Here is a 21888-nt window from a genome sequence, read left to right as displayed (position 1 = left end):
CTTTTCCTGTTATGTACACACGGGCATAGTTTACATAATATGTATTGTATCATACTTTCTTAAAAAAGAAAAGCCATCTAAGGATACCCTTATATGGCATTATTGTTAAATATTATCACCTTCAAATTCCATAACTTCTGAATAGATAAATGTATCTACTACTATTTCTTCAACATTGTCGTTATTCTTTTTAAGTAATCTATAAATAAAATCCACCATATCTGCAGCTAAATATTTATAATCCTGGTACACATTTAAAATCACATGGATAATCGGTTGATTGATGTGATCTAACATTTGCTGCCGTATATTTTCGTCTGGCATTTCTTCACATAGATAACCTCTCCATAAGGGTTGTTCCATCATCATTTTTTTGTTATTTTCAGGAGATATGAAATGAATATGGGCCTCACATACACCTTCTTGGGCTCTCGTATTGCTAAATATCCACGATTGTGATGTGTCTGTAATAAAATGGGCATTGATATGGATTGGTAACCCCTTTAAGACTGTTATATTTTGCTTTGAAATATTTAGAAACTTTATCAATTTTTTCACTCCTTCCTTTATCTTTCTTGAAAGCTTCTTACATTTTTTATGACAAGATCCACAGTCCCATCACCATTTCTCTTAATTTCAAACTTCATTCGGTCTTCATAATCATCATACTCTGCTCTTATTTCCATCCCTGTATCTGTTTTCATCACTCTTTTTTTCATTTTCTTTTCCACCCAACCTTTGTCGATATCGAAGGAATCTATGGGTATCCCTTCTTTATGAAAGTGCTGCACAAAGTTTTGCTGCATATCCATATCATTACCAAAAACATTCTGGGTAAACTTCTCAATATCTATTTCAGCTGAATTTTTTAAGGCTGTAATCATTTCTTCTCTAACTTCCTGTGCCTTTTCAAAGTCTTCTTTTAAGTGTTTTCTTGTCCATTTTTCAGTTAGGTTTTTAAAGTTCCTCGTTTTGTCTCTGCTATCCATTAGAATATCACAGCATAGAAAATTATTTGCAAAGAAAAATGCAATCTCAGCATCATCATCTTTACCATAGCTCTGTTTATCCAGCAGAATTAAATCGAACTCATCCCCTTCGGTAAAAGGCTTAATAAAAGCACATTTTTGCAGTTTTTGACCAAGCCCTGGAAGTCCAATAGCTTGAGGCAGGATGGATATCCTCAATTGATCATCTATGAACTCAACATTATGTATGAATGATTTTTTATAATCAAGCTTTAATATTGCAATATAATTCTCCTCTTGAGCAGAGTATAGACACACAACTAAATCAGCGGATGAAATTTGATTGTTATTTTTCATTGCTCTAAACATATGCTGAGCGATTACTTGAGAAGCCTCAACAAACCTATCTTCATCTTGAAAAATGGTTTGACATGCATTCTTGACTACGGTCATTCCTTCTTTAAATTTGGCCTTTCTATTTTCATCGTCAGTCAAAGACTTCACGATATGCTTTTCTAGAAACTCATGGATTTCCTCGTCGATCTCTTGCTCAAAATCAGCCAAAATAGGCGTATCAGCATTTCGGTCTAAAACATGGATAATCGCCTTCTTTACCATGACACTATCGATGTTTCTCATTATTTTGCTCCCTTCTATTCTTCTTATCCTCCAAAACAGATAATAAGATTATACTACAAGTAAGACCGTGTTGTAAGAAATATTCCTAAAATCAATTATTAGCTCTATAAATAATTTACTTAAATTTGATATACAATAAAGATATTAAAGGAAAGGAGATGATTTTTTGAATACTACTAAAATGCTGGTTGCATTTTTTATTTATTTCATTCATAGCATCATCGGAATGATTTTTGCAAAAAAACACCATGTGTCAATTCTGTTAGGAGGAATTTTAGGCTTCTTTTTTATTCCATTCTTCTTCAATTTACTGCCTTTAATTTCAAATAGAAGCAACAATCTGAAAAACTCTTAGCATTTTACCATGCCCTAGTTATAAAAAAAGGAAGCATAATGCTTCCCTTCATCTAATTGCTTACCCTATTATCTTCATTTAAAATCAAATGCAATCAATCTAGACTATATTTAAATAAACTTCAATTGATACACTTTCTTTTCTTCGATTTTGGATTCACCCACAACTTGATATAACAGACCAAAACAACTGAATATATCACCTTGTTCAGCTACAGACGGCAAAGAGATGTCTTCTGCTGCAATGTATTCTTTACTTGCAAAACAATAATATGTTCTCATTTTTATAAATTCCTCCTATAATTATCCTATGCTATTGACATTTCTATACAGGAGGCAGCATTCCTTTTCTTTGATGCAAAAACCGTACACCATTATTCTCCAAATTTTTCATGGAGTCTTGTGCAATCGAAACCTTTGATTGCATAATGATTACTACCAATTATATTTTATAACTCTATCCCACAAAAAGATAAACAGGCCCAAAAGCACCATTAATTCAACTGTTGTAATACCTATAAAGCTATTTATCTTTCTAATCATATTACTTTTTTTAGGTTTGTCATATAAATAATCTAGTTCTTCCCTTGTTAATTCATCCATAAACCCATCCCCCAACAACCTATTTTTCAACATAATTATACATGATATAACATATATTTAAAACACATTGTCGGAAAGTTAGTACTTTATTCCTATGAGGTATTCAACTTCCTCAGCCTATGGAGTCTGTCATATTTATTTGCTCAATATTTTTAATCTTTACATATTGCTTAGCTGCTTAAAAAAATCTTTTTTGAATTCTCTTAGAATATTTATGGAATCATAAATGTCATTAATCATATCTTTATCATAAACTACATGGATTCGTTCTTTCAAAAACTGGATCTCTTGATTAATAAACTGGATCCCTTGAATATATGCAGATATATGACGGTTTTTACCAAACATAGATAACACCTCCATATAATATTTTACGATATTACTAATTCTACATAAATCCAAGGGAATCCTTCGATCATAAATACATTTCTTATCTTTCCTAGTATCTATTGCAATATATATTATTAATAAAGCTTCTCTCTTAACTTGGTTAACATATCTTCAGTCATTGATGACAAATCATATTTAGGATTCCAACCCCATTCTTCCCTTGCAGCGCTATCATCAAGAGAATTTGGCCAAGAGTCTGCTATTCCTTGTCTTATGGGGTCTACTTGATAATCAATGGAGAATTCAGGTATATGCTTCTTAATCTCAGCGAATATTTTTTCAGGGGTAAAACTCATTGCTGTTACATTAAATGCATTACGATGTATGAGTTTGTTTGGATCTGCTTCCATTAGCTGAACAATTGCGTCCAATGCATCAGGCATATACATCATATCCATGGCTGTTCCTTCTCTTAAGTAGCACGTAAATTTCCCTTTTTGGATTGCGTCATAATAGATGTGTACAGCGTAATCTGTTGTCCCGCCACCTGGCAATGTTACATATGAAATCAACCCTGGATAGCGTACCCCTCTGGTGTCCACACCAAATTTTTGATAGTAGTAATCACATAATAACTCTCCGCTCACCTTTGTAACACCATACATAGTCGTCGGCCTTTGAAGTGTATCTTGAGGCGTTTTATCAGGTGGTGTTGAAGGACCAAAGGCAGCAATAGAACTTGGAGTAAATACAGCACACTTGGTTTCCCTTGCAACCTCTAACACATTAAACAATCCATCAACATTTACTTTCCAAGCCAACGTTGGATTCCCTTCTCCTACTGCAGATAGCAATGCTGCTAAATGTATAATGCTATCAACATTATGTTTTTTCACTGTTTCTGCGATATGCTGTGAATCTAGCACATCTACAATTTCAAATGGGCCTTCTTCAATGATACTGCTTCCTTTTTCTCTAGTTTTACTGCTGGCTACCACATTGTTAACACCATAGATATTTCTAAGATGTGTGGTTAATTCTGAACCGATTTGCCCTAAGGCTCCTGTGATTAAAATTTTCTTCATGCTTTCACTCCTTATATTTTATTATTGAGAATATAAAAAATCTAACGTTCTTTTTATCTGAACATATACTATTATTAACAAATACCCCCTTATTGATAATCTAAATATCCACATAAGAGATCTTATAACTCTAAAAAATAATTAATTCTATGGTTTAAGGGTATTCATAATGTATATATTTCTATAAAAATTCTGAAACTAGACAAGACAGAAGGAGGTTGTACTGTATGTTTAGTACAATGGATATTATTATTCGTCTAAGTCTTTCGTGTTTATTAGGTGGATTGATTGGCATTGAAAGAGAAAGTCTCAATCGACCAGCAGGTTTTCGAACTCATATATTGGTTTGTATTGGTTCTACCCTAATTATGTTGGTCAACTTATACTTATTTTATAGTTTTAAGGCTTATACAACTATGGACCCAGCGAGACTTGGTGCCCAGGTAATCAGTGGTATTGGTTTTCTTGGTGCCGGTACTATTATAAGAGAGGGTTCCTCCGTCAAGGGATTAACCACCGCTGCGGGATTATGGGCTGTAGCCGGTATAGGTATTGCCATCGGTAGCGGCTTCTATATAGGGGCAATTGCCACAACCATTATTGTGTTGATAACACTAATTATTTTCTCCAAGTTTGAAAGGAACTTTCTTCCGCGGTTTGACCATACGACCTTTATTCAGCTAATATCCATTGATAAGCCAGGTCAAATTGGTAAAATTGGCACCACTCTAGGGGATTTAAATATTACCATTAAGAATATAAGCATGTCGCCCGTGGATGATGTGTTTATATCTATTCAACTCCAGCTCTCCATTCCAAAGAAAGTGCAAAAATCTTCGATTATAGAAAATTTATTAGGCCTCGATGGCGTGACAAATGTTGAAATATCAAAGGGAATGCTGCACATCTAATATTACTCGTGTTGAAATACTTCAGGGTTGATGCAATTAGGGGGTATTTCTCCCTGAAGTGCTTGAATAATATTCTGTACAGCCATGATTCCCATCTTTACTCTGGTCTCTATTGTGGCAGATCCAACATGGGGTACAATTACTACATTCTCTAATTGGGTCAACCCAGCTGCCAGCTCAGGCTCATTTTCAAATACATCTAGCCCTGCCCCCCAAATTTTCTTCTCTTTCAATGCTTGAACCAGGGCATTTTCATCGATCACTGGTCCCCTAGATGTATTGATCAATACTGCAGTCCTCTTCATCATATCAAACTCTCTCTCTCCAATATAATGCTTCGTTGCTGGAGACAGTGGCACATGCACAGAAATGAAGTCAGATTCTTTCAACAGTGTATCTTTGTTTACAAATTTGCCTCCTGTTTCTTCTTCAAACACTTGATTAGGCCTTGTTGCTGTATAGAGAATCTTCATGTCAAAGGCTTTTGCCTTTCTTCCGAAGTTACTTCCAATACGACCTGCCCCAATGATTCCCAAGGTTTTTCCCGAAATATCCCTCCCTAACAAGAGCGTAGGACTCCATGCAGTGAATCTACCTTCCCGAACAAATGTATCTCCTTCAACAATTCTTCTAGATACTGCAAATAAAAGGGCCCACGCCAAATCAGCAGTAGCATTATCTAGCACGCCTGGTGTATTGGAAACCGCAATTCCTCTCTTTGTAGCTCCGCTTATATCAATATTATTATATCCAACAGCATAATTTGCAAATATCTTACACTGTTTCCCTGCAGCATCTAACACTTCTTCATCAATTGTATTCGTCAATAAACATAATACACCATCCTTGCCGGCAACACGCTCTAACAGTTCTTTCCGTGTCATTTCTCGGTCATAGGGATTCATCTCAACATCACAGTATTCCTTCAATAACTGTATAGCCTCCCCCGGTATTTCTCTTGTTACTAACACCTTAGGTTTATCCAAATTTTTCGCCCCTCTCCATCAATAGGAAAATCATGTATATATTTTTATTATATCAAATTCATTGAATCGTAATCCATTCCTTAAAACTTTTTAAAAAAGAAAAGAAGATATACTCCTTTTATCACTCAGAGTATATCTTCAAGGTTATTTATATTGTGACTTCATTATCAGCATATTACCCAATGCATCATCTGTACATACTTCTTCGTCATCAAAAAGCTGAAGTATCTTCAACAGGTTTTCTCTAGTATAAGGGATATGCCACTGCTTGTATTTGGGTACCCAATAGCTCCCCTGAATTTTTTTTATTTTCTCGATACGGTCAGGTGCATAATTGAAACTTACATACAGTAAATCTTCATTTTCTTTACCTATTTGTATAGCCATATGTATCCTCCATTATTGTCTAGAAAGTTCTTACTGCAATCCATCATTCTTAGAGATGTACTGATCACATTTCTTTCCCGTGGACTGTATCACCAAGATTGAAGGTAATTGCTTAGATTTGATCTGATATAGTTTACAGCCATAGGGAAAATTCGTATCCCAGGTAACATAATAAAACTTACAGCTGGCACAATGAACCCTTTTCATTAACGAACCCCTTCTGCCTTTATTTTTTTAGTATATCCTTAATGGCCTTTGCAAGGACATCATCGGACACCTTGCTGATTTTTTTGTTTTCTTTTTTATATACAATTTCCCTAATTCTCTTAGAATCTTCTGAGGGCACTGAATTTTTATTCTCATTCCTCTTTTTTCCTAATATAAAATTAAACATTCTGAATGCCACCTATCTCTCTCATGCACTATACACCAGGTTTTTTATATTATAAAAAAACACTCTTATACCACGTAGCAATCGATAAGGGTATAAAAGTGTCTAAAATCTCTACTAGCAGAGCGGCTTTTCTATTCTTCCATTTCCCAGTTGTGAAACACTTCTTGAATATCGTCGTCATCCTCAAGCATATCTACAAGTCTGTTCATAAACTTGATGTGTTCCGAGTCTGTCAGTTTCACGGTAGTTTGAGGTATCATGGCTACATCTGCAGAAACAAATGTATATCCTTTTTCTGCTAAAGCATCCTTTACAGTATATAAATCTTCAGGTGTTGTGATAATGATATAGCCTCCACCTTCAGAAACAAAATCCTCAGCACCTGCTTCAAGGGCTTGCTCCATCAATTCATCCTCGCTGATTTTTCCATCAGCTTCGATGATGATTTGCCCTTTTCTATCAAACATAAAACCAACACAGCCTGTTGTACCAAGATTTCCACCATTTTTATCGAAATAGTATCTCATGTTGGCACCCGTTCTATTTCTATTGTCTGTCAAAGCTTCAACAATAACTGCAATCCCATTTGGGCCATAACCTTCATAAACAATGCTTTCAAAATTGGCTCCGTCTAGTCCGCCCTCACCCTTTTTGATGGCTCTCTCTATATTATCATTTGGCATGTTGATGCCCTTGGCCTTGTCGATGGCAGTCTTTAATGTTGCGTTATATTCTGGATCAGAGCCGCCTTGTCTTGCAGCTACGGTTATTACTCTGGCATACTTTGTAAAAATTTGTGCTCTTTTTGCATCCTGTTTCTCTTTTCGATTCGCAATTGTCCCATGTCTTCCCATATTTCCACTCCTTGTTTTCTTAACAGCTTATCAAACCATTGTAATTTTATCATAAAAATTGGTACAAGTAAACAGAAGATGGCACCTCTGCTCGTTGATACTATCTTATCCGAATCCAATGATTATATCTTCGTCATGGTTTGTCTTTTCTATTTTTTTCTATTTAGGAGTGTATGCACTGTAGGATCATTAAATATTTTCTCTGCCACCTCATAGATTTCGTTGGCATGGATATTGTCAAGTTCCTTCATATCTTCAACAAAAGCATCTGTTTTTTTACCCATGATTTTTTGATGAAGCACATAATTTCCTAAACTCTCAGAATCCTCCATAATCGAAGCTACAGCTGTTCGGAGGACCTTTTTCATGAGATGAATCGTCTTTTCATCTAGGCATATTTCCCTATTCCTAATCCTTTGAATACAATCATCTACTGCATTGCGTGCTTCCTCAATATCCTCTTCCGCTACGGCTGTATAAATATATAGAGTTTTTAGTGCCTCTGTGGGGTCGATTTCTGAATATATATCGTAGGAAAGGCCTTTTTCTTCTCTTAATGCCTGAAAAAGAACGGAGTTTGCACTTTCACCAAACTTATAGTTTAAAATCTCTAATGCGAGTTCTTCTCTTCTAGAAAACCCATGGAAAGTATAGAGGTAAATAAGGGTACTTTGTTCGATATTTGTTTTGTAAGACACTTTCCGAGTGTTTTTGTTCTTTTCAATCACTACATTGACAGCTGACTTTTCCCTAGACATCCATTTTAAATAATATTTTTCTACCATTTCCTTCACCTGTTCATGGGGTAAGGGTGAAACAACACTTATATAACACTGGTTGGGAATATAATGGGTATGATAATAATTCTCCAGCTGCTCCTTTGTAAACGCCTTTATTGTTTTTTCACTGCCTATTACGGCATGTCTCAGTGGTCCACTTTTAAATGCCGTCTCATTGATTTTTTTATAGCTATATTGCTCAACATCATCTAAATCTGTTTTTATTTCTGCAAGAATCACTTTTCTTTCCTTTTCTATTTCCTCTTCCGGAAATGTGGAGTTTATCATCATGTCAGATAAAAGTTCAATAGATGGGCTTAACTCCTCAGTAAGTGCCGTTATAGAAAAAACTGTAGAGATATAGTTTGTATATGCATTATACGATCCAGCTCTTTCTTCTAGCTCTTGATTGATTTGATGATTATTTCTTTTCTTGGTTCCTTTGAACAACATATGCTCAATAAAATGGCATATTCCCTTTTCATTCTTTTTTTCATACATTGCTCCCATCTTGAATCCAACGTGTATAGATGAGATCTGTGTTTCTCTATGGATCGTTGTTAATTGTATCCCATTACTCAACAAGAATTCTTTACTGTTAAACACCTGCACCCTCCCTTAATTCATGATTATAAATATTATTATAAACTAATTATATTTGATTTTTCACAAAATAAAAACTCAAAATAAATTATCATTTTCTATTTTGAAAGTGAAATTGCCTTAGATTGATGGGTTTAGATATTCTTAAAATAGCGTTACCTATTCCCGCCTAAGAGAATTATGTTATTGCTTTCAATGCCTCTCGTTGCATTCCTCGTATCATATATAATCTTTCCATTTCTAACAATAAGGTCATAATTAATACAACTATGCTCTGTAACAATAAGCACTACATCTGCTTCCTTAATACTATCTTCATCAAGATATTGCGCATAAAGTATTTCTCCTGCTATTTCAATTTGGTCAATATAAGGATCATAATATCTCACATGAATTTTATTATTCATTAACTGCTGCATTATTTCTAAAGCAGGAGATTCTCTTAGATCATCAATATCTTTTTTATATGTTATGCCAATAACGTACACTATAGCATCTATAGGTACCACTTCGGCTGTCTTTAATATTTCCAACACCTTTTTAACTATATAGGTAGACATTTTCCGATTCGTCTGATCTGCTAACTCAATGAAACGACAATCAATATTATAGCTTTTAGCTTTCCACAATAGATAGATAGGATCAACAGGAATACAATGTCCTCCAATACCAGGTCCAGGAAAGAATGGCATAAATCCATAAGGTTTCGTAGATGCAGCCTCGATCACTTCCCACACATTGATATTCATTTCATCACATATCAAAGCAAGTTCATTTATCATTGTAATATTTATAAATCTAAATGAGTTTTCTAGCAACTTAGACATTTCTGCAACCTTTAGTGATCTAACAGGAAATATAAATTCTGTAAATTTAGAATATAGTGCAACTCCTAGGTCTAAACAAATACTTGTAGCACCTCCTATCACTCTCGGTGTGTTTGTAGTCTTAAAGTCTACACTACCGGGGTTTATCCTTTCAGGTGAAAAACATGCAAAAAAATCTGAGCCTACTTTATAATGCGTTTCTTCTTCGATTCTTTGTATGATCAATTCTTCTGTTGTTCCAGGGTATGTGGTACTCGTTAAAATAATCAAGGTTTCGTTTCTCATATACTTAATAAGTTGATTAATAACATCCTCTACATGTGAAACATCAGGTTTTTCTAGTTGGTCAAGGGGTGTTGGCACACAAATATTAATGACATCGGCAGATGAGAGAACCGAAAAATCTTTACATGTAAATAACATTTTGTTAATTACTTTTTCAATCTCTTCATTTTCTATATCAATTATATAGGATATACCTTTGTTAAGTGTATCTATTCTTTCCTCTGATATATCAATTCCCAAAACTTTGTAGCCAGCATTTGCGATTGCAATTGCCATTGGAAGTCCAACATAACCTAATCCAACGACTGCAATGATAGCCTCCTTATCGCGTATCTTTTGCATTAAAATCTGGCTCATTTTAATTCCTCTCTTTCCATATATTTAAAATACCCTTAGAATTAATACGCTTTGAAACCAAAAAATTTATTATTTAAGCAATTTTGTTTCTCTAGAAATTTATATATCCACATGTGTTTGGAAATCTTCTACATATCCGATAAGTTGACATTTTCTAAGATATTCTTCCTCATCAATCTGATAGGTATGATCTTTTATATCCGCCCTTCTGCATACACAGAAATTAAACCTATCTGATGAGTATATCTTAAATCCATGTTGTTTACAGTCAATTAGAAATTTCGAATCACACCCAGCCTTTCTATCTGTGGAAAATTGAATTTTTGAAAAAACAGATTTTTTAAATGTCAATGTTGCTCCTGCTATGAGATTTACATAACAGTTTTCATAGTCCTTAAATTTTAATGCAAATGCCTTACTTTCTTCGAAGTAAATATAATAAGCATGCTTACCTACGATATCTGCTTTCGTATACTGAAAAGTATTCATTAGGTCTAAAAGATAATTGGGACCATAGTAATCATCATCATCCATTTTTGAAATAGTATCATATCGAGCTTTTGATATTGCAAAATTTAAGCAAGCTCCTAATGTTTGGTTTTCATCTATATGATAAATAGTTATACTAGGATTGTTTCGAGCCTTTTCCAACCAACGCTCCATGTCCATATCGTTTTTGTTGAGAACCACAACCAGCTCTTTATCCTCATAGGTTTGTCTCATGTAATTATCAAATACATTGTCTATAAACTTTTGACGATTTGTGCTTACTATACATGTTACCCCTTTGCATGTATTATCCATATATCTTATTCCAATACGATCTAATACACTTTTTAACCTTTGATTATAAGTGTGATTATTTAGAACTTCTCTCACTCCCTTTACAGACAGACGGTCCCTTAATTCTTTATTATGCATCAATATTTCTAGATTCCTAATGGTATCGTTTTGATTTTTACTTAACCGAACAATCTCTGGAAGCATTTTTTCTATGCCAAGTGCATACCCGCTTACTACGTTGATACCACAACCTAATACTTCAAATACTCTACAGGAGAACATTGTTGGACTGTCTTGTACGGTATTCACATTTAAAAAAACATTATATTTTTTGTAAATGGATCCAGTTTCTTCATAAGGAACAGTCCCTCTGATAAAAGGCTGATATATATCTGGAAATTGATAATTATTATCCTTATGATAGTGATACATACGATCATAGATATGAACTCCGTATTTAAGTGCTGGCTCTAATATGATTTTCATATCTTGCTTTCTAGCTTCATGGCCATTCCTATGCCATGTGCCTGAAAATCCAATCGGTGAAAACTTTTCTTTATCTTTATTGATAGGATTGTGCAATCTAGGTTGTACGCCAAAAGGTAGCAAAAACACGTTGTTATGACCTAACAGACTGATATATCTGGGAATGCTATTTATATCCGTCGTAAATATATAATCAAATTGCCTAGCTGCCTCTAAAAAAGTTTCGAAATGGTAAGGATCTTCAATATTCCAAAATGCTGTCGGAATCTCGTGCTTTTTGCACCATTTAACAATATTTCTTAACGCAAGATCGTTAGGTCTTGATTGAAGATTGGTAATTCTATATTTCCATGTGCCATTGTTACCCTGCCAAGCTGATTGAACTAACAATAGGTCAGTCCCATTGTTTTCAATTATCGTTTTCCAATTAATAATAGGTAATGGTATTAACTGACACTCATGTTTAATCCACTCATCTCCAAATTTGTCAAGGATAGAAGCAATCTTTAACTGCTTACCAGTTTCTAAATTTATAATCATAAGAAAATCTCCTTCTCATTAAAATCTATACTGTTATACAAGCAGTAAAATCATCAACGTATAGAACAATCTCTGACGACTGAAGATACTCGTCTTCGTAAGATTTATCAGATGCAAATCGTAACACGTGAACATAATTGAATCGATCTGTAGAAAAAACTCTTATATTTTCTCTAATACAATTTTCAGATAGAATAGAAAGAACATCCTCTTCTCTATCAGAGGAATATATCTGATTCCATCGTTGCTTTTTTAAGATAAATGAGAAACTATCTAACTGATCAATAAACTCATATTCTCTATTCGGAGTTCGAATTGCCAAAGCTTTGTAGCGTGGTAGATAAATATAATATGACCCTTTACAAGCTATATCGACTTCCGAATATTTGAAGGTATTCATCAAATCTTTAATAAAATTAGGCGCATAATAATCTTGGGGATCGAATACAGATAGGTATTCATACTTAGTTTGTGTTGCAGCAGTGTTTATGGCTGTTCCTAAATTGTGTTTTGATTCCAGAAAAATTACGTGAATATCGTCACTTAATTGTTTTTTTAAATCTTTTTCATTGATACGATCTATGCAATTTAACATGAGGATTAGTTCCTTATTTTTAAAGCTTTGCCTATAAAAGTTTTTCATTACCTTTTCAATATATTCTGGTTTATCTACTATTGAAATGATTGAAACGCCAGGCTCAGTATCTTCCTTATATGAAAATTGAGTTTTGTTTAATATGCTATACAATCTGTGCCTATAGGTATGCTCATCAAATATTTTTCGCTGCCCTATCAAAGAAATACGATCACGTAATTCTTTATTGTTTAACAATATATCTAGATATTTTTTTACATCTTCACGATCATTGCACTGTTTTACAATTCTAGAAAAATTTTTTTCAATGCCTAATGCATAACTGCTAATGATATTTGTGCCACAGGCTAATAATTCAAATACTCTCCTCGAAAACATAGTTGGACTGTCAATTATTAAATTTGCATTTAAAAACACATCATAAAATTTATAATACTCTGTTATTTCCTCATAAGATAAGCATCCCTTAATATATGGCTCATACTTTGATGGAAATGTAAAAGACTTATCTTCAGTTTGGCCCTTCATACGATCATAAATGTGTATTCCATACTCTATTGATGGTTCTAAAAGCATCTCCATACTTTTAACCCTATGGGGCACACCACCATACCATGTTCCTGCAAAAGCAACTGTTCCAAGTCTTTGTTGATTTCTGCCCATAGGATTGTGAATTTTAGGTTGAGCTGCAAATGGCAAAACTTCAATACGACTGTGCTGCAGTTTTGATTTGTATCTATCGAGACTGTTTTCATCCGTGGTAAAAACATAGTCAAATAATTTGGCCGCGTCAATGAAACTATTGAAAAACATGGGATCTTCTTTATTCCAAAATACAGTGGGAATTCTTCTTTCCCTACATTGATGTACTAAATCTCGTAAACTCGGATCATTGGTATCCTCTAAATTTGCAATCTTATCACACCACTTGCCATTATCACCAATCCAAGCAGATTCAACAAGGAGCATATCCACCGCTGTTGAGTTTAATATATCCATATAGTTACCAGGCGTAATCTGTATTAAATTACATTCATGTTTGAAGCATTCATAGCTAAATTCATCTAAAATACATATAACATTCATATCTCTCAGTGCCTTTTGGGAAAGTAAATTTTCATTAAATAAACTATTGTGACACTGTTCTTTTAAACGATTGAATATCTGGCTTACCTTTTCCAAATGTATACTCATATGATCACTCCAAACTATACTTTCTTAATTTTAGCTCTATAAATAAGTTTTTTTCTGTTTAGTCTTTAATACCACCCATGTGAAATACTATACTAATTTATTAAGCTATCGCCTGTCCTAAAACATTATATGTTAAACCAAATAAAGTGTGTATTCAAAGCGGCTATATACAAGAATCAAAAAAATATTTGAAAAATATCTTATATTTCAAAACAACTACAACTTCCTACTTACATTTTATATTGTTGTTGTAATATACTATTAAGAGTGAACGAACTTAGGGGACTTGATGATCTATGAAAAAAGTAAAAAAGCTGAATATACTAAGCATTCTCTTGCTTCCATTTGCGGTTATAATTTCATATCTTGCTTCCTGCTTCCCAGATATTGTAGAAAGGTTTTATGCACAAAATATTTATCCATTGATAGGCCAAACATTGAGTTGTATAACTGGGGTATTTCCATTTTCAATTGGTGAAATTATTGTAATTTGTTTGATCTTATTCATTGCTTTTAACATAATTTCTTTTCTATATCATGTTGCTAGGGAAAAACAAAATAGACGTGAAACAATTCTTGGCTATTCAAAGGCCCTGCTTCTCCATATCAGTTTATTTTATTTTGTCTTTATTTTTATTTGGGGGCTTAATTATCACCGCATGCCTTTTTCACATATCGCTGGACTTGATGTGAAGCCTTCTTCTGTTAAAGAACTGAACATCTTATGCGTTTCCCTTATTGATCGAGCAAACGCATTGCGGGAAAGGGCATTTGAAGATCAAGATGGGATTATGAAATTATCAAAAAACAAATCAGATATATTTTCAAGAACCCATCTAGGTTTCATGAATGTGTCTCATAGTATACCTGCGTTGGGTGGTAACTATGGTCGCCCGAAAGGTGTTATTTTTTCAAAAGCTATGTCCTACATGGGAATCTCAGGTATTTTTTTCCCCTTTACTGCCGAAGCAAACGTAAATATTGATATTCCCGATGCCATGATTCCTAGCACAGCCTGCCATGAAATGGCTCATCAAAGAGGTTTCGCACGAGAAGATGAAGCCAATTACATTGCATATCTAGCTTCAACGATTCATCCTGATGCAGATTTTCAATATTCTGGTGTGCTTTTGGCTCTACTTCACTCCATGAATGCCCTATACGCCCATGATTCTGCGAGCTATAAAAAACTGAAGCTTTTATACGATGAAGGACTTCAGCGCGATCTAGCCAATGTCACTGTCTACTGGAAACAATATGAGGGGCCAATTGAAAGAGTTCATACAAAAATGAATGATGTATATTTAAAATCCAATATGCAAGAGGATGGGGTTCATAGCTATGGAAGAATGGTTGATCTTCTCTTGGCAGAGCACCGAACAAAGCTATCCAAAACCAACGAATACGAGTAGAACGTAAAAAAGACCCTATCATGGGTCTTTTTTATGAATTAAAATATTGTTCCAATGCCGGTTATGGTTTTCTCTAAATCTTCTCTATAATCATCATGATTTGAATTTAGACTGTTGACCAACACTCTTCCTTCTCTGCCCGTTGAATGGACATAACGATCTTCACCTATATACATGGCAACATGGCCAGGGAAAAATAACAAATCTCCCGGTTTCATCTGCGCTCTATCAATATTTCTCATATACTCATCTTTCAGTACCGCATCTCGATAGATGATCACCCCATTTAGCATATAGGCCATAGAACACAATCCAGAACAATCTATTCCTAAGGGACTCTTCCCACCCCAACGGTATTGGGTACCCATATACGATAAAGCTGACTCTACCAGCTTCTTCCTCAAAGTATCCTCATCTTCCCTCGGAGAAATATGCTCCATCTTCTGAATAAATGTTTTTCTTATCCAGCCTTTTTCACCCTGGGGAAGGATAATTTGAATCCAATCATTTTCAATTTCTTCACTGCTCACAATAATTGCACCTCTCGTAAGTAGTGCAATAGAATAGCTTGCATACTTAGGTTCTGCCATGACATCTACGATAGGATGAATGATTACATGCCGGGCTTTCTTCTGCCATGTTACGGCAGCATCAGACCCAAAGATCAAATGGTTTTTGTGCACATATCCATGGTACCCATAGTGGGTCTCAATATAAACCCAATCTTCATTTTCTTCCTGTAGAATCTTCACAACCATGCCATAGAGACCTTCATCAGCTACTTCACTTTGAAAATTTGGATTCTTCAGAATTGGAACAATTGTACTCTTTAAAATCGCCATCCCATTGACTTGACTATCCATACACTATACCTCCCTAGAATTAAAGTGCTTCTTCTATTTGAAAATGATCGTAAACACATTTTGATATCTTTCCAATGAGCTGTTTTGCCTTTAGGTTGCTCTCAGCATCGGCTATAAACACGCACAAAAGATATGTATGCATAGGAAGGTAGAAAATTCCAATGTCATGATTTAAATTCAAAAGATTCCCTGTTTTATGGGCAACTGGCAGATCTTCTGGTAAATATCTTTTCAACATGGCAAGATCTTTTTGCCTTTTCATAATATCCAGCATCAATTCGCACAGCTCTGGCTTCAGGATCTTCTTTCTATAGATGCTTTCTAGCAGGAGTACCATATCACCAGGGGTTGTTTTATTCTGTTTTCCCCTCTTTACCGCCTCAGTATCCATCATTTTTCGTTCCAGTACTGTTTTCTTTAACCCTAACGTCCATGCCAATTGATTAATGTGATCAAACCCTAGTAAATTGATAATCACATTGGTTGCCGTATTATCGCTGACAATGATCATCAGCATAATCAAGTCCAAGAATGTATAAGATTGGGTTGTAAGATCAGTTAAGACACCATGGGGAACTTTGTCTTTCGGATGAATGGTAATTTTTTGTTCAAGCTCAAATCGCCCTTCAGCTACCTGTTTCATGGCCTCAACCATGATTAGTAATTTTATAATACTCGCAGAAGGCATTTGAGTATCTTCTCTATATTCATAAATCCTTTGATCCTTCTGTAAGTCTTTTAAAACGACAGCAATATTACCTTGTGCTTCACAGATAACTTTTTCCATCTTTTGACTTAACATTCATCGTTCCCCCTCTAAATCATGCTTGGTCAATCTTTCTTCCATTCCCTTATATTTATTTCTATATAACTCCACTTGTTCCTGCAAAAAAGCCCTGTAATTATTTTACGTTCATTACAGGACTTTTTCGGAGTATTTACTTTGTAAATTGTTTCATCATTTCTTTTTTCTTAGAAATGTATATATATACCGGGAGACCGATAATTGTAATAGCTAAACCATATAGTGCATTGGTTGTATCTGTAAATAGTGTGTTTACAATAATATAAAGACCTCCGATAATTCCAACCATCGGTACAATAGGATATAGCGGCACTTGATATGGTCTTTCTATGTGCTTATGCTTCTTTCTCAAGATAAAGACCCCTGCAACTGCCATGGTAAAGAATATCCATAATATGAAAGTCACCAAATTGGTCAACATCTCGAAAGATCCAGAAAAAACATAGATACAAGCAAGAATTACTTCTAAAACAAATGCATTTAATGGAGTTTGATATTTTTCATTAATTTTTCCGAAGAAACTTGCATAAGGCATAAGTCCGTCCTGAGCCATGGCAAAAGGAATCCTTACGCCAGTCAATAAGTAACCGTTCAATGCCCCAAAAATGGAAATCAAGATACCGGCAGATATTAATGCCGCACCGCCGCTGCCAAATAGTACAGTTGCAGCATCTGAAGCTGGCTTGCTGGAAGCAATCACTTCCTCTACAGGTATAACTTGGATAATTGCGAGATTAATTAAAACATATACTGCAATAATCATCGTTACACCAAAAATGATTGACTTTGGAAGGTCTCTTTTAGGATTTTTTAACTCTCCTGCAATGTTACCTACCCCTACCCATCCATCATAGGCCCAGAGTGTTCCAAGTATAGCTGTACCGAAGCCTGTAATCGTAACTGTACTAGTTGTGGCCCCCACAATCCCGTGGGCAGTGCCCTTTGTCAATCCATATCCAATAATGATAAAGATAGGAATAAGCTTTCCGATGGTAGAAATAAATTGTACCTTACTGCCTAACCTTGTTGATAACACATTGCTAATCATGATGATAAGTATCATTGCAATAGCTAGTAATTTTTGTTGTAAATCATTTAACGGTACAAATGTGGTTGCCTGTGTTGCAAAAACAATGGCCAATGCAGCAGCCGCACCTGGTACATAGATTACTGATTGCACCCAACCAAATAGAAAAGCCCACTTTTCCCCATACAATTCCTTTAAATATACAAATACGCCCCCTGTTTTCGGTATGGCTGTTGCAATCTCAGCAATTGTAAGTCCTGACGCCATGGTAATGACCCCACCTGCAATCCAAGCCATGATGCCCATCATTGGTGATCCAGCATTTTTAAAAACAAAGGACGCTTTGAAAAATATCCCTGATCCAATCACTACGCCTATGACGATGGCGATTGCCTCAAACAATCCAATCTCCTTCTTTAGTCCTTTTATCTCACTAGCATTCACTGTATCATTTACTCGTATTTTAGACTTGCTAATTGATTCCATCTTTTTCTCCATCCTCTCCATATTTAGACAACAATTTTTTCTATTTGCACGAATGCATGACGATTATTAAGTGTTTCACCACCACCTGTTCTAAAGCATTTATCGTATAAATATAAAACAGAGAGCAGAATGCATGTCAAAAACACGCTGTCTACTCCCTGTCCTTTTATCTGAAAGTTTCCCTAACATGTTGATTAGGTTGCTCCTTTGATGCCGCCTTTGCAGTCTCTCCAGGGTTGTGTCAAATTATTGTACCAGACCTGAAAGCTTCGCGATAAATAGTCAGCTCTATCTATCCCTTTCTCCTACGGTTATTCTAAAGAATATCTCCAATAATTTTCATCCACATATTATTTTTTTGTCGAATTTATTTGCCTTATTCATTCTAAAGCCCTGACAACTTACAGTCAATAATATATGGAATTTGTTACACTTTCTTAAAGAAACTAAAACATTCGATTGTTATGATAATTCATGTTTTCAAAGTATTTCTTCAATAACAGTTCGTTTATTCATCTTTTTTCACTGAAAACAACTCTAAATATTCTCCATATCCTTCCTTCTCTAAATTTTGCACAGAAATAAACCGTAAAGCAGCACTGTTTATACAATACCGCAGTCCGCCTTTCTCCTTTGGTCCATCGTTAAATACATGGCCTAAATGAGAATCCCCTTCTTTGCTTCGCACTTCTATTCTGTGCATGTTATGGCTAAAGTCAGCTTTTTCCTTGATGATGCTCCGCTCTATGGGTTTTGTAAAGCTAGGCCAGCCACAGCCTGAATCAAATTTGTCCTTCGAAGTAAATAAAGGTTCTCCCGTGACGACATCTACATAGATTCCTTCTTCTTTATGATTCCAGAATTCATTTTGAAAAGGCGGTTCTGTACCATTCTCCTGGGTTACCCTGTATTGAATAGGGGTCAATCTCTTCTTTAACTCAATCTTGTCCGATTTTATGAATTTATCTTGCGTCATATATTCCCTCCGACTACCTTTATGTCTTTTTTTATATTTTTGCCCCTATTAGTAGTATATCCATGCTATTTAGAAATACCCTGATCCATCTATATTCAAACCATAGAAAAAAGAAGACTATAGGATTTATACCGATAGTGTTAATGTCTATAACACTTATTCATTTTGCCTTATTTGTTGTCTTCCAGCAATGCGGCAAATTCTTCTTGCAGCGCAGGCAAATATACACTTTCAAACTTTGTTTTCCATTCCTTACTATTGAGCATAATGATATCTCTATTGATGTATTTATTATGTATATTCCAATAATATGCGGATATAAATGTTTCTTGATTTTCGTTATAATACCATTCATCCTTTATGTTATCGATCAAAATCATAGTTCTTGCTTCATCTGAATCTGAAACATAGTAATTTTCAGGCAAAAATCCTTGTTCCACAAGCCATGAATTTCCTCCTTTAAGGAGTTGTACTTCTTCATGTTGTCCCTTTAAAGACGAGTAAATTGTATCTTCAAAATACTTCTCTATTTTCTTTATTTCATCATCTGAGATAACGTCACTTTTTCTTACATCTCCTTCTGAATAAGATAAATCGTTCGCCACCCAGATCTCTACATGTTTTCCTCTGCCTCTTAAGGTAAACAACTTCATATTTAGTTCATAGTCTAAGAAATATTTTTTCTGCAAAGCAGAAGTTATATCATTACCTGTTGAAGGTTCTTCATACAACTCAAGTCCTACGATATTTTCTATTATTTTCTTCTCTGCTTCTTCTAAATAACTTTTCCTTTCGGCTAGTTTGTTGAGCACATGTGCAATTTTTACGGGTTTTGAATTTTCAAGGCTTAAAACGGAATTATTCTGTGCAGCATATGTAGCTTCTATAGGTAGGCAAATAACGAATGTTAGACAGCTAATGAGCATTGTAGTAACTACTTTTTTGAACATAGTGATCCTCCCCATACCCCGTCATGGAGTTTTCTTTTGTTACTCAGTCAAACCTATATCATAAATTATAAATGGTCTAAGGAAAATAATTTGTAATAACAGCTTGTCTTTTTTGTTCTTCTTTCCATATATTTTGTTAGTTTATTAGACTTTATTGTTGAATATGTCAGTAATGTTTTTGCTTCTGGTACTATAGAATCAAAAAAATAACTCCATCAAAATGGAGTATCTGTTTATTGACTATTAGTAGTAACTTTCTCTCGCTTCGCACGAACAACAATTCTTTGTCTAGAGGATCGCAGCGGATGACAAGAGGTCAGTGTCAGTACTGCATATCCCGTAGGTTCTGTTACAGACCAATCGTTCTTTTCCACAATAAATACCTTCTCTACTTTATAAAGATAGGTCTGACCTTCTAATTGCAATGCTATTTCATCACCTTTTTCAAGCTGATCCACATGACGAAACCATGCACCATAGGTAGTTCGATGGCCAGCGATGCAGACGTTGCCGTTGTCATCAGAGGGTAATGGACTGATTTCATATAATCCCGGGCCTTTTTTTAGCATTGTCCCAGTGGTCCCCTCCATGACAGCAGCATTCACGTTAATTTTGGGTATATGGATGACCATTTCTCCCCGTTGATAATCTCCCCTTTTTATTTGCTTGGCTTCCTGTACTTGATTTGATACTGGTGTTTCTTGTTCTTCCTTTTCGGCCTCCAAGACTGGTATGTCAGGCTCCTCTGAAATGATAGGTGTCTCCCCAACCTTTTCTTTTTCCTCAATTAATCTAGTTTGGAGAATCCTCCACTGATGCACTGAAATAACAGCGTAGATCAGAAGTACACTCCCTAGCACGATAAGTATTGTTCTCCACTTATATTTAATAAACTTCAGCACTCCGCCTCACCCTCACTTATTAGAAAAGAAGGGAGTTGCTTTCGGTCAACTCCCATTTAACTTAGATTATTTATTTCTTCTTCTAGAAAGAACACCCACGGCGATCAATAATGATCCCAATCCGCCTACAAGGGCATCTGGTGATACTGGCCCGCCTGTATTTGGTAAGTCTGGCATCTGCTGTGGTGGTTCTACTGCAGGGATTGATGGGATTGGTATTACAGGCTCTTCTACAGCTGGTATGGCTGGCTTTGGTTCAACTGGTTCGGTTACAATGACTGGTGGATCTGTTTTAGGTTTATCTGGCTTCTCTGGCTTACTTGGTGTCCCATCGTCATCATCGTCATCGGTGTTGCCGCCATCACTCCTAAAGGTATTGGTAACTTTTACAAATGTAGTCTCGTTGGAAGATATATCAAACTCGTCTGCTACTTCCCATTGACCTTCTTCTCCATACTTAACTTCATACTTTATACTCTTTGCTCCATGGTTCTCTGTTTCTACAAC

Annotated in this window: 24 protein-coding genes and 1 riboswitch; of the genes, 2 read left to right on the top strand and 22 right to left on the bottom strand. The window is 35.2% G+C overall.

The features are described from left to right. Positions 1 to 105: 105 nt before the first annotated feature. The 6 genes from K0R93_RS09180 to K0R93_RS09155 all read right to left on the bottom strand — a co-directional run bounded on the left by K0R93_RS09180 (position 106) and on the right by K0R93_RS09155 (position 3979). Positions 106 to 549: a hypothetical protein gene (locus K0R93_RS09180; RefSeq protein WP_300300278.1), complete on the bottom strand. Its 444-nt coding sequence runs from the start codon at positions 547 to 549 to the stop codon at positions 106 to 108. Between the two features lie 17 nt (positions 550 to 566). After that, complete coding sequence (locus tag K0R93_RS09175) at positions 567 to 1607, bottom strand: nucleoid-associated protein (RefSeq protein ID WP_300300276.1); 1041 nt, start codon at positions 1605 to 1607, stop codon at positions 567 to 569. Positions 1608 to 2072: 465 nt separating this feature from the next. Then, complete coding sequence (locus K0R93_RS09170; RefSeq protein ID WP_300300274.1) at positions 2073 to 2243, bottom strand: hypothetical protein; 171 nt, start codon at positions 2241 to 2243, stop codon at positions 2073 to 2075. Between the two features lie 153 nt (positions 2244 to 2396). Beyond that, positions 2397 to 2564, bottom strand: a complete 168-nt coding sequence (locus tag K0R93_RS09165) for a hypothetical protein (RefSeq protein WP_300300272.1) — start codon at positions 2562 to 2564, stop codon at positions 2397 to 2399. Between the two features lie 159 nt (positions 2565 to 2723). Further along, complete coding sequence (locus tag K0R93_RS09160; RefSeq protein WP_300300270.1) at positions 2724 to 2912, bottom strand: hypothetical protein; 189 nt, start codon at positions 2910 to 2912, stop codon at positions 2724 to 2726. Positions 2913 to 3028: 116 nt separating this feature from the next. Beyond that, entirely contained in the window at positions 3029 to 3979 is a 951-nt protein-coding gene (locus tag K0R93_RS09155) for an L-threonine 3-dehydrogenase (protein ID WP_300300268.1), read from the bottom strand. A 227-nt stretch (positions 3980 to 4206) separates the two neighbouring features. On the opposite strand from K0R93_RS09155, the gene K0R93_RS09150 reads away from it, so the two are divergent. Beyond that, positions 4207 to 4890, top strand: a complete 684-nt coding sequence (locus K0R93_RS09150) for an MgtC/SapB family protein (protein ID WP_300300266.1) — start codon at positions 4207 to 4209, stop codon at positions 4888 to 4890. Between the two features lie 2 nt (positions 4891 to 4892). Here K0R93_RS09150 and K0R93_RS09145 read toward each other — a convergent pair whose 3' ends face one another. The 9 genes from K0R93_RS09145 to K0R93_RS09105 all read right to left on the bottom strand — a co-directional run bounded on the left by K0R93_RS09145 (position 4893) and on the right by K0R93_RS09105 (position 13948). Then, positions 4893 to 5876, bottom strand: a complete 984-nt coding sequence (locus tag K0R93_RS09145; RefSeq protein WP_300300264.1) for a 2-hydroxyacid dehydrogenase — start codon at positions 5874 to 5876, stop codon at positions 4893 to 4895. Between the two features lie 144 nt (positions 5877 to 6020). Then, positions 6021 to 6263, bottom strand: coding sequence for a hypothetical protein (locus K0R93_RS09140; RefSeq protein WP_300300262.1), 243 nt, complete (start codon positions 6261 to 6263; stop codon positions 6021 to 6023). A gap of 30 nt (positions 6264 to 6293) precedes the next feature. Further along, a complete protein-coding gene (locus K0R93_RS09135; RefSeq protein ID WP_300300260.1) occupies positions 6294 to 6470 on the bottom strand; it encodes a uracil-DNA glycosylase in 177 nt (58 codons plus the stop codon). Positions 6471 to 6489: 19 nt separating this feature from the next. Continuing rightward, entirely contained in the window at positions 6490 to 6657 is a 168-nt protein-coding gene (locus K0R93_RS09130; protein WP_300300257.1) for a hypothetical protein, read from the bottom strand. Positions 6658 to 6788: 131 nt separating this feature from the next. Next, positions 6789 to 7511 carry a YebC/PmpR family DNA-binding transcriptional regulator gene (locus K0R93_RS09125; RefSeq protein WP_300300255.1) on the bottom strand — a complete coding sequence of 241 codons (723 nt, stop codon included), beginning with the start codon at positions 7509 to 7511 and terminating at the stop codon, positions 6789 to 6791. Positions 7512 to 7660: 149 nt separating this feature from the next. Beyond that, positions 7661 to 8896 carry a M16 family metallopeptidase gene (locus K0R93_RS09120; protein ID WP_300300253.1) on the bottom strand — a complete coding sequence of 412 codons (1236 nt, stop codon included), beginning with the start codon at positions 8894 to 8896 and terminating at the stop codon, positions 7661 to 7663. 152 nt (positions 8897 to 9048) lie between these two features. Continuing rightward, positions 9049 to 10362, bottom strand: coding sequence for a nucleotide sugar dehydrogenase (locus K0R93_RS09115; protein ID WP_300300251.1), 1314 nt, complete (start codon positions 10360 to 10362; stop codon positions 9049 to 9051). 99 nt (positions 10363 to 10461) lie between these two features. Further along, positions 10462 to 12171 carry a glycosyltransferase family protein gene (locus K0R93_RS09110; RefSeq protein ID WP_300300248.1) on the bottom strand — a complete coding sequence of 570 codons (1710 nt, stop codon included), beginning with the start codon at positions 12169 to 12171 and terminating at the stop codon, positions 10462 to 10464. Between the two features lie 25 nt (positions 12172 to 12196). After that, complete coding sequence (locus tag K0R93_RS09105; RefSeq protein WP_300300246.1) at positions 12197 to 13948, bottom strand: glycosyltransferase family protein; 1752 nt, start codon at positions 13946 to 13948, stop codon at positions 12197 to 12199. Between the two features lie 308 nt (positions 13949 to 14256). Here K0R93_RS09105 and K0R93_RS09100 point away from each other — a divergent pair, with 308 nt between their 5' ends. Next, positions 14257 to 15372 (top strand): DUF3810 domain-containing protein, encoded by a 1116-nt coding sequence (locus tag K0R93_RS09100; RefSeq protein ID WP_300300244.1) that lies wholly within the window; start codon positions 14257 to 14259, stop codon positions 15370 to 15372. A gap of 38 nt (positions 15373 to 15410) precedes the next feature. On the opposite strand, the gene K0R93_RS09095 is transcribed toward K0R93_RS09100, so the two are convergent. The 7 genes from K0R93_RS09095 to K0R93_RS09065 form a co-directional block, all read right to left on the bottom strand. Further along, complete coding sequence (locus K0R93_RS09095) at positions 15411 to 16235, bottom strand: C40 family peptidase (RefSeq protein WP_300300242.1); 825 nt, start codon at positions 16233 to 16235, stop codon at positions 15411 to 15413. A gap of 19 nt (positions 16236 to 16254) precedes the next feature. Further along, positions 16255 to 17037: a serine hydrolase gene (locus K0R93_RS09090; protein ID WP_300300240.1), complete on the bottom strand. Its 783-nt coding sequence runs from the start codon at positions 17035 to 17037 to the stop codon at positions 16255 to 16257. Positions 17038 to 17173: 136 nt separating this feature from the next. Beyond that, positions 17174 to 18553, bottom strand: a complete 1380-nt coding sequence (locus K0R93_RS09085) for an APC family permease (protein ID WP_300300238.1) — start codon at positions 18551 to 18553, stop codon at positions 17174 to 17176. Between the two features lie 148 nt (positions 18554 to 18701). Next, positions 18702 to 18797: riboswitch (glycine riboswitch) on the bottom strand. A gap of 264 nt (positions 18798 to 19061) precedes the next feature. After that, entirely contained in the window at positions 19062 to 19529 is a 468-nt protein-coding gene (gene msrB / locus K0R93_RS09080) for a peptide-methionine (R)-S-oxide reductase MsrB (protein WP_300300235.1), read from the bottom strand. 170 nt (positions 19530 to 19699) lie between these two features. Further along, positions 19700 to 20479 carry a hypothetical protein gene (locus K0R93_RS09075; protein ID WP_300300232.1) on the bottom strand — a complete coding sequence of 260 codons (780 nt, stop codon included), beginning with the start codon at positions 20477 to 20479 and terminating at the stop codon, positions 19700 to 19702. Between the two features lie 233 nt (positions 20480 to 20712). Continuing rightward, positions 20713 to 21381 (bottom strand): sortase, encoded by a 669-nt coding sequence (locus tag K0R93_RS09070; RefSeq protein WP_300300230.1) that lies wholly within the window; start codon positions 21379 to 21381, stop codon positions 20713 to 20715. Positions 21382 to 21447: 66 nt separating this feature from the next. Continuing rightward, on the bottom strand, positions 21448 to 21888 hold a 441-nt coding region (locus K0R93_RS09065), incomplete at its 5' end, for an LPXTG cell wall anchor domain-containing protein (protein ID WP_300300228.1).

The sequence above is a fragment of the Anaerosolibacter sp. genome (genome assembly GCF_029240175.1).
In the GTDB taxonomy this organism is placed as follows: domain Bacteria; phylum Bacillota; class Clostridia; order Peptostreptococcales; family Thermotaleaceae; genus Anaerosolibacter.
Note: the sequence above shows the minus strand (reverse complement) of the source record. Positions and strands in the feature narration are given on the sequence as shown.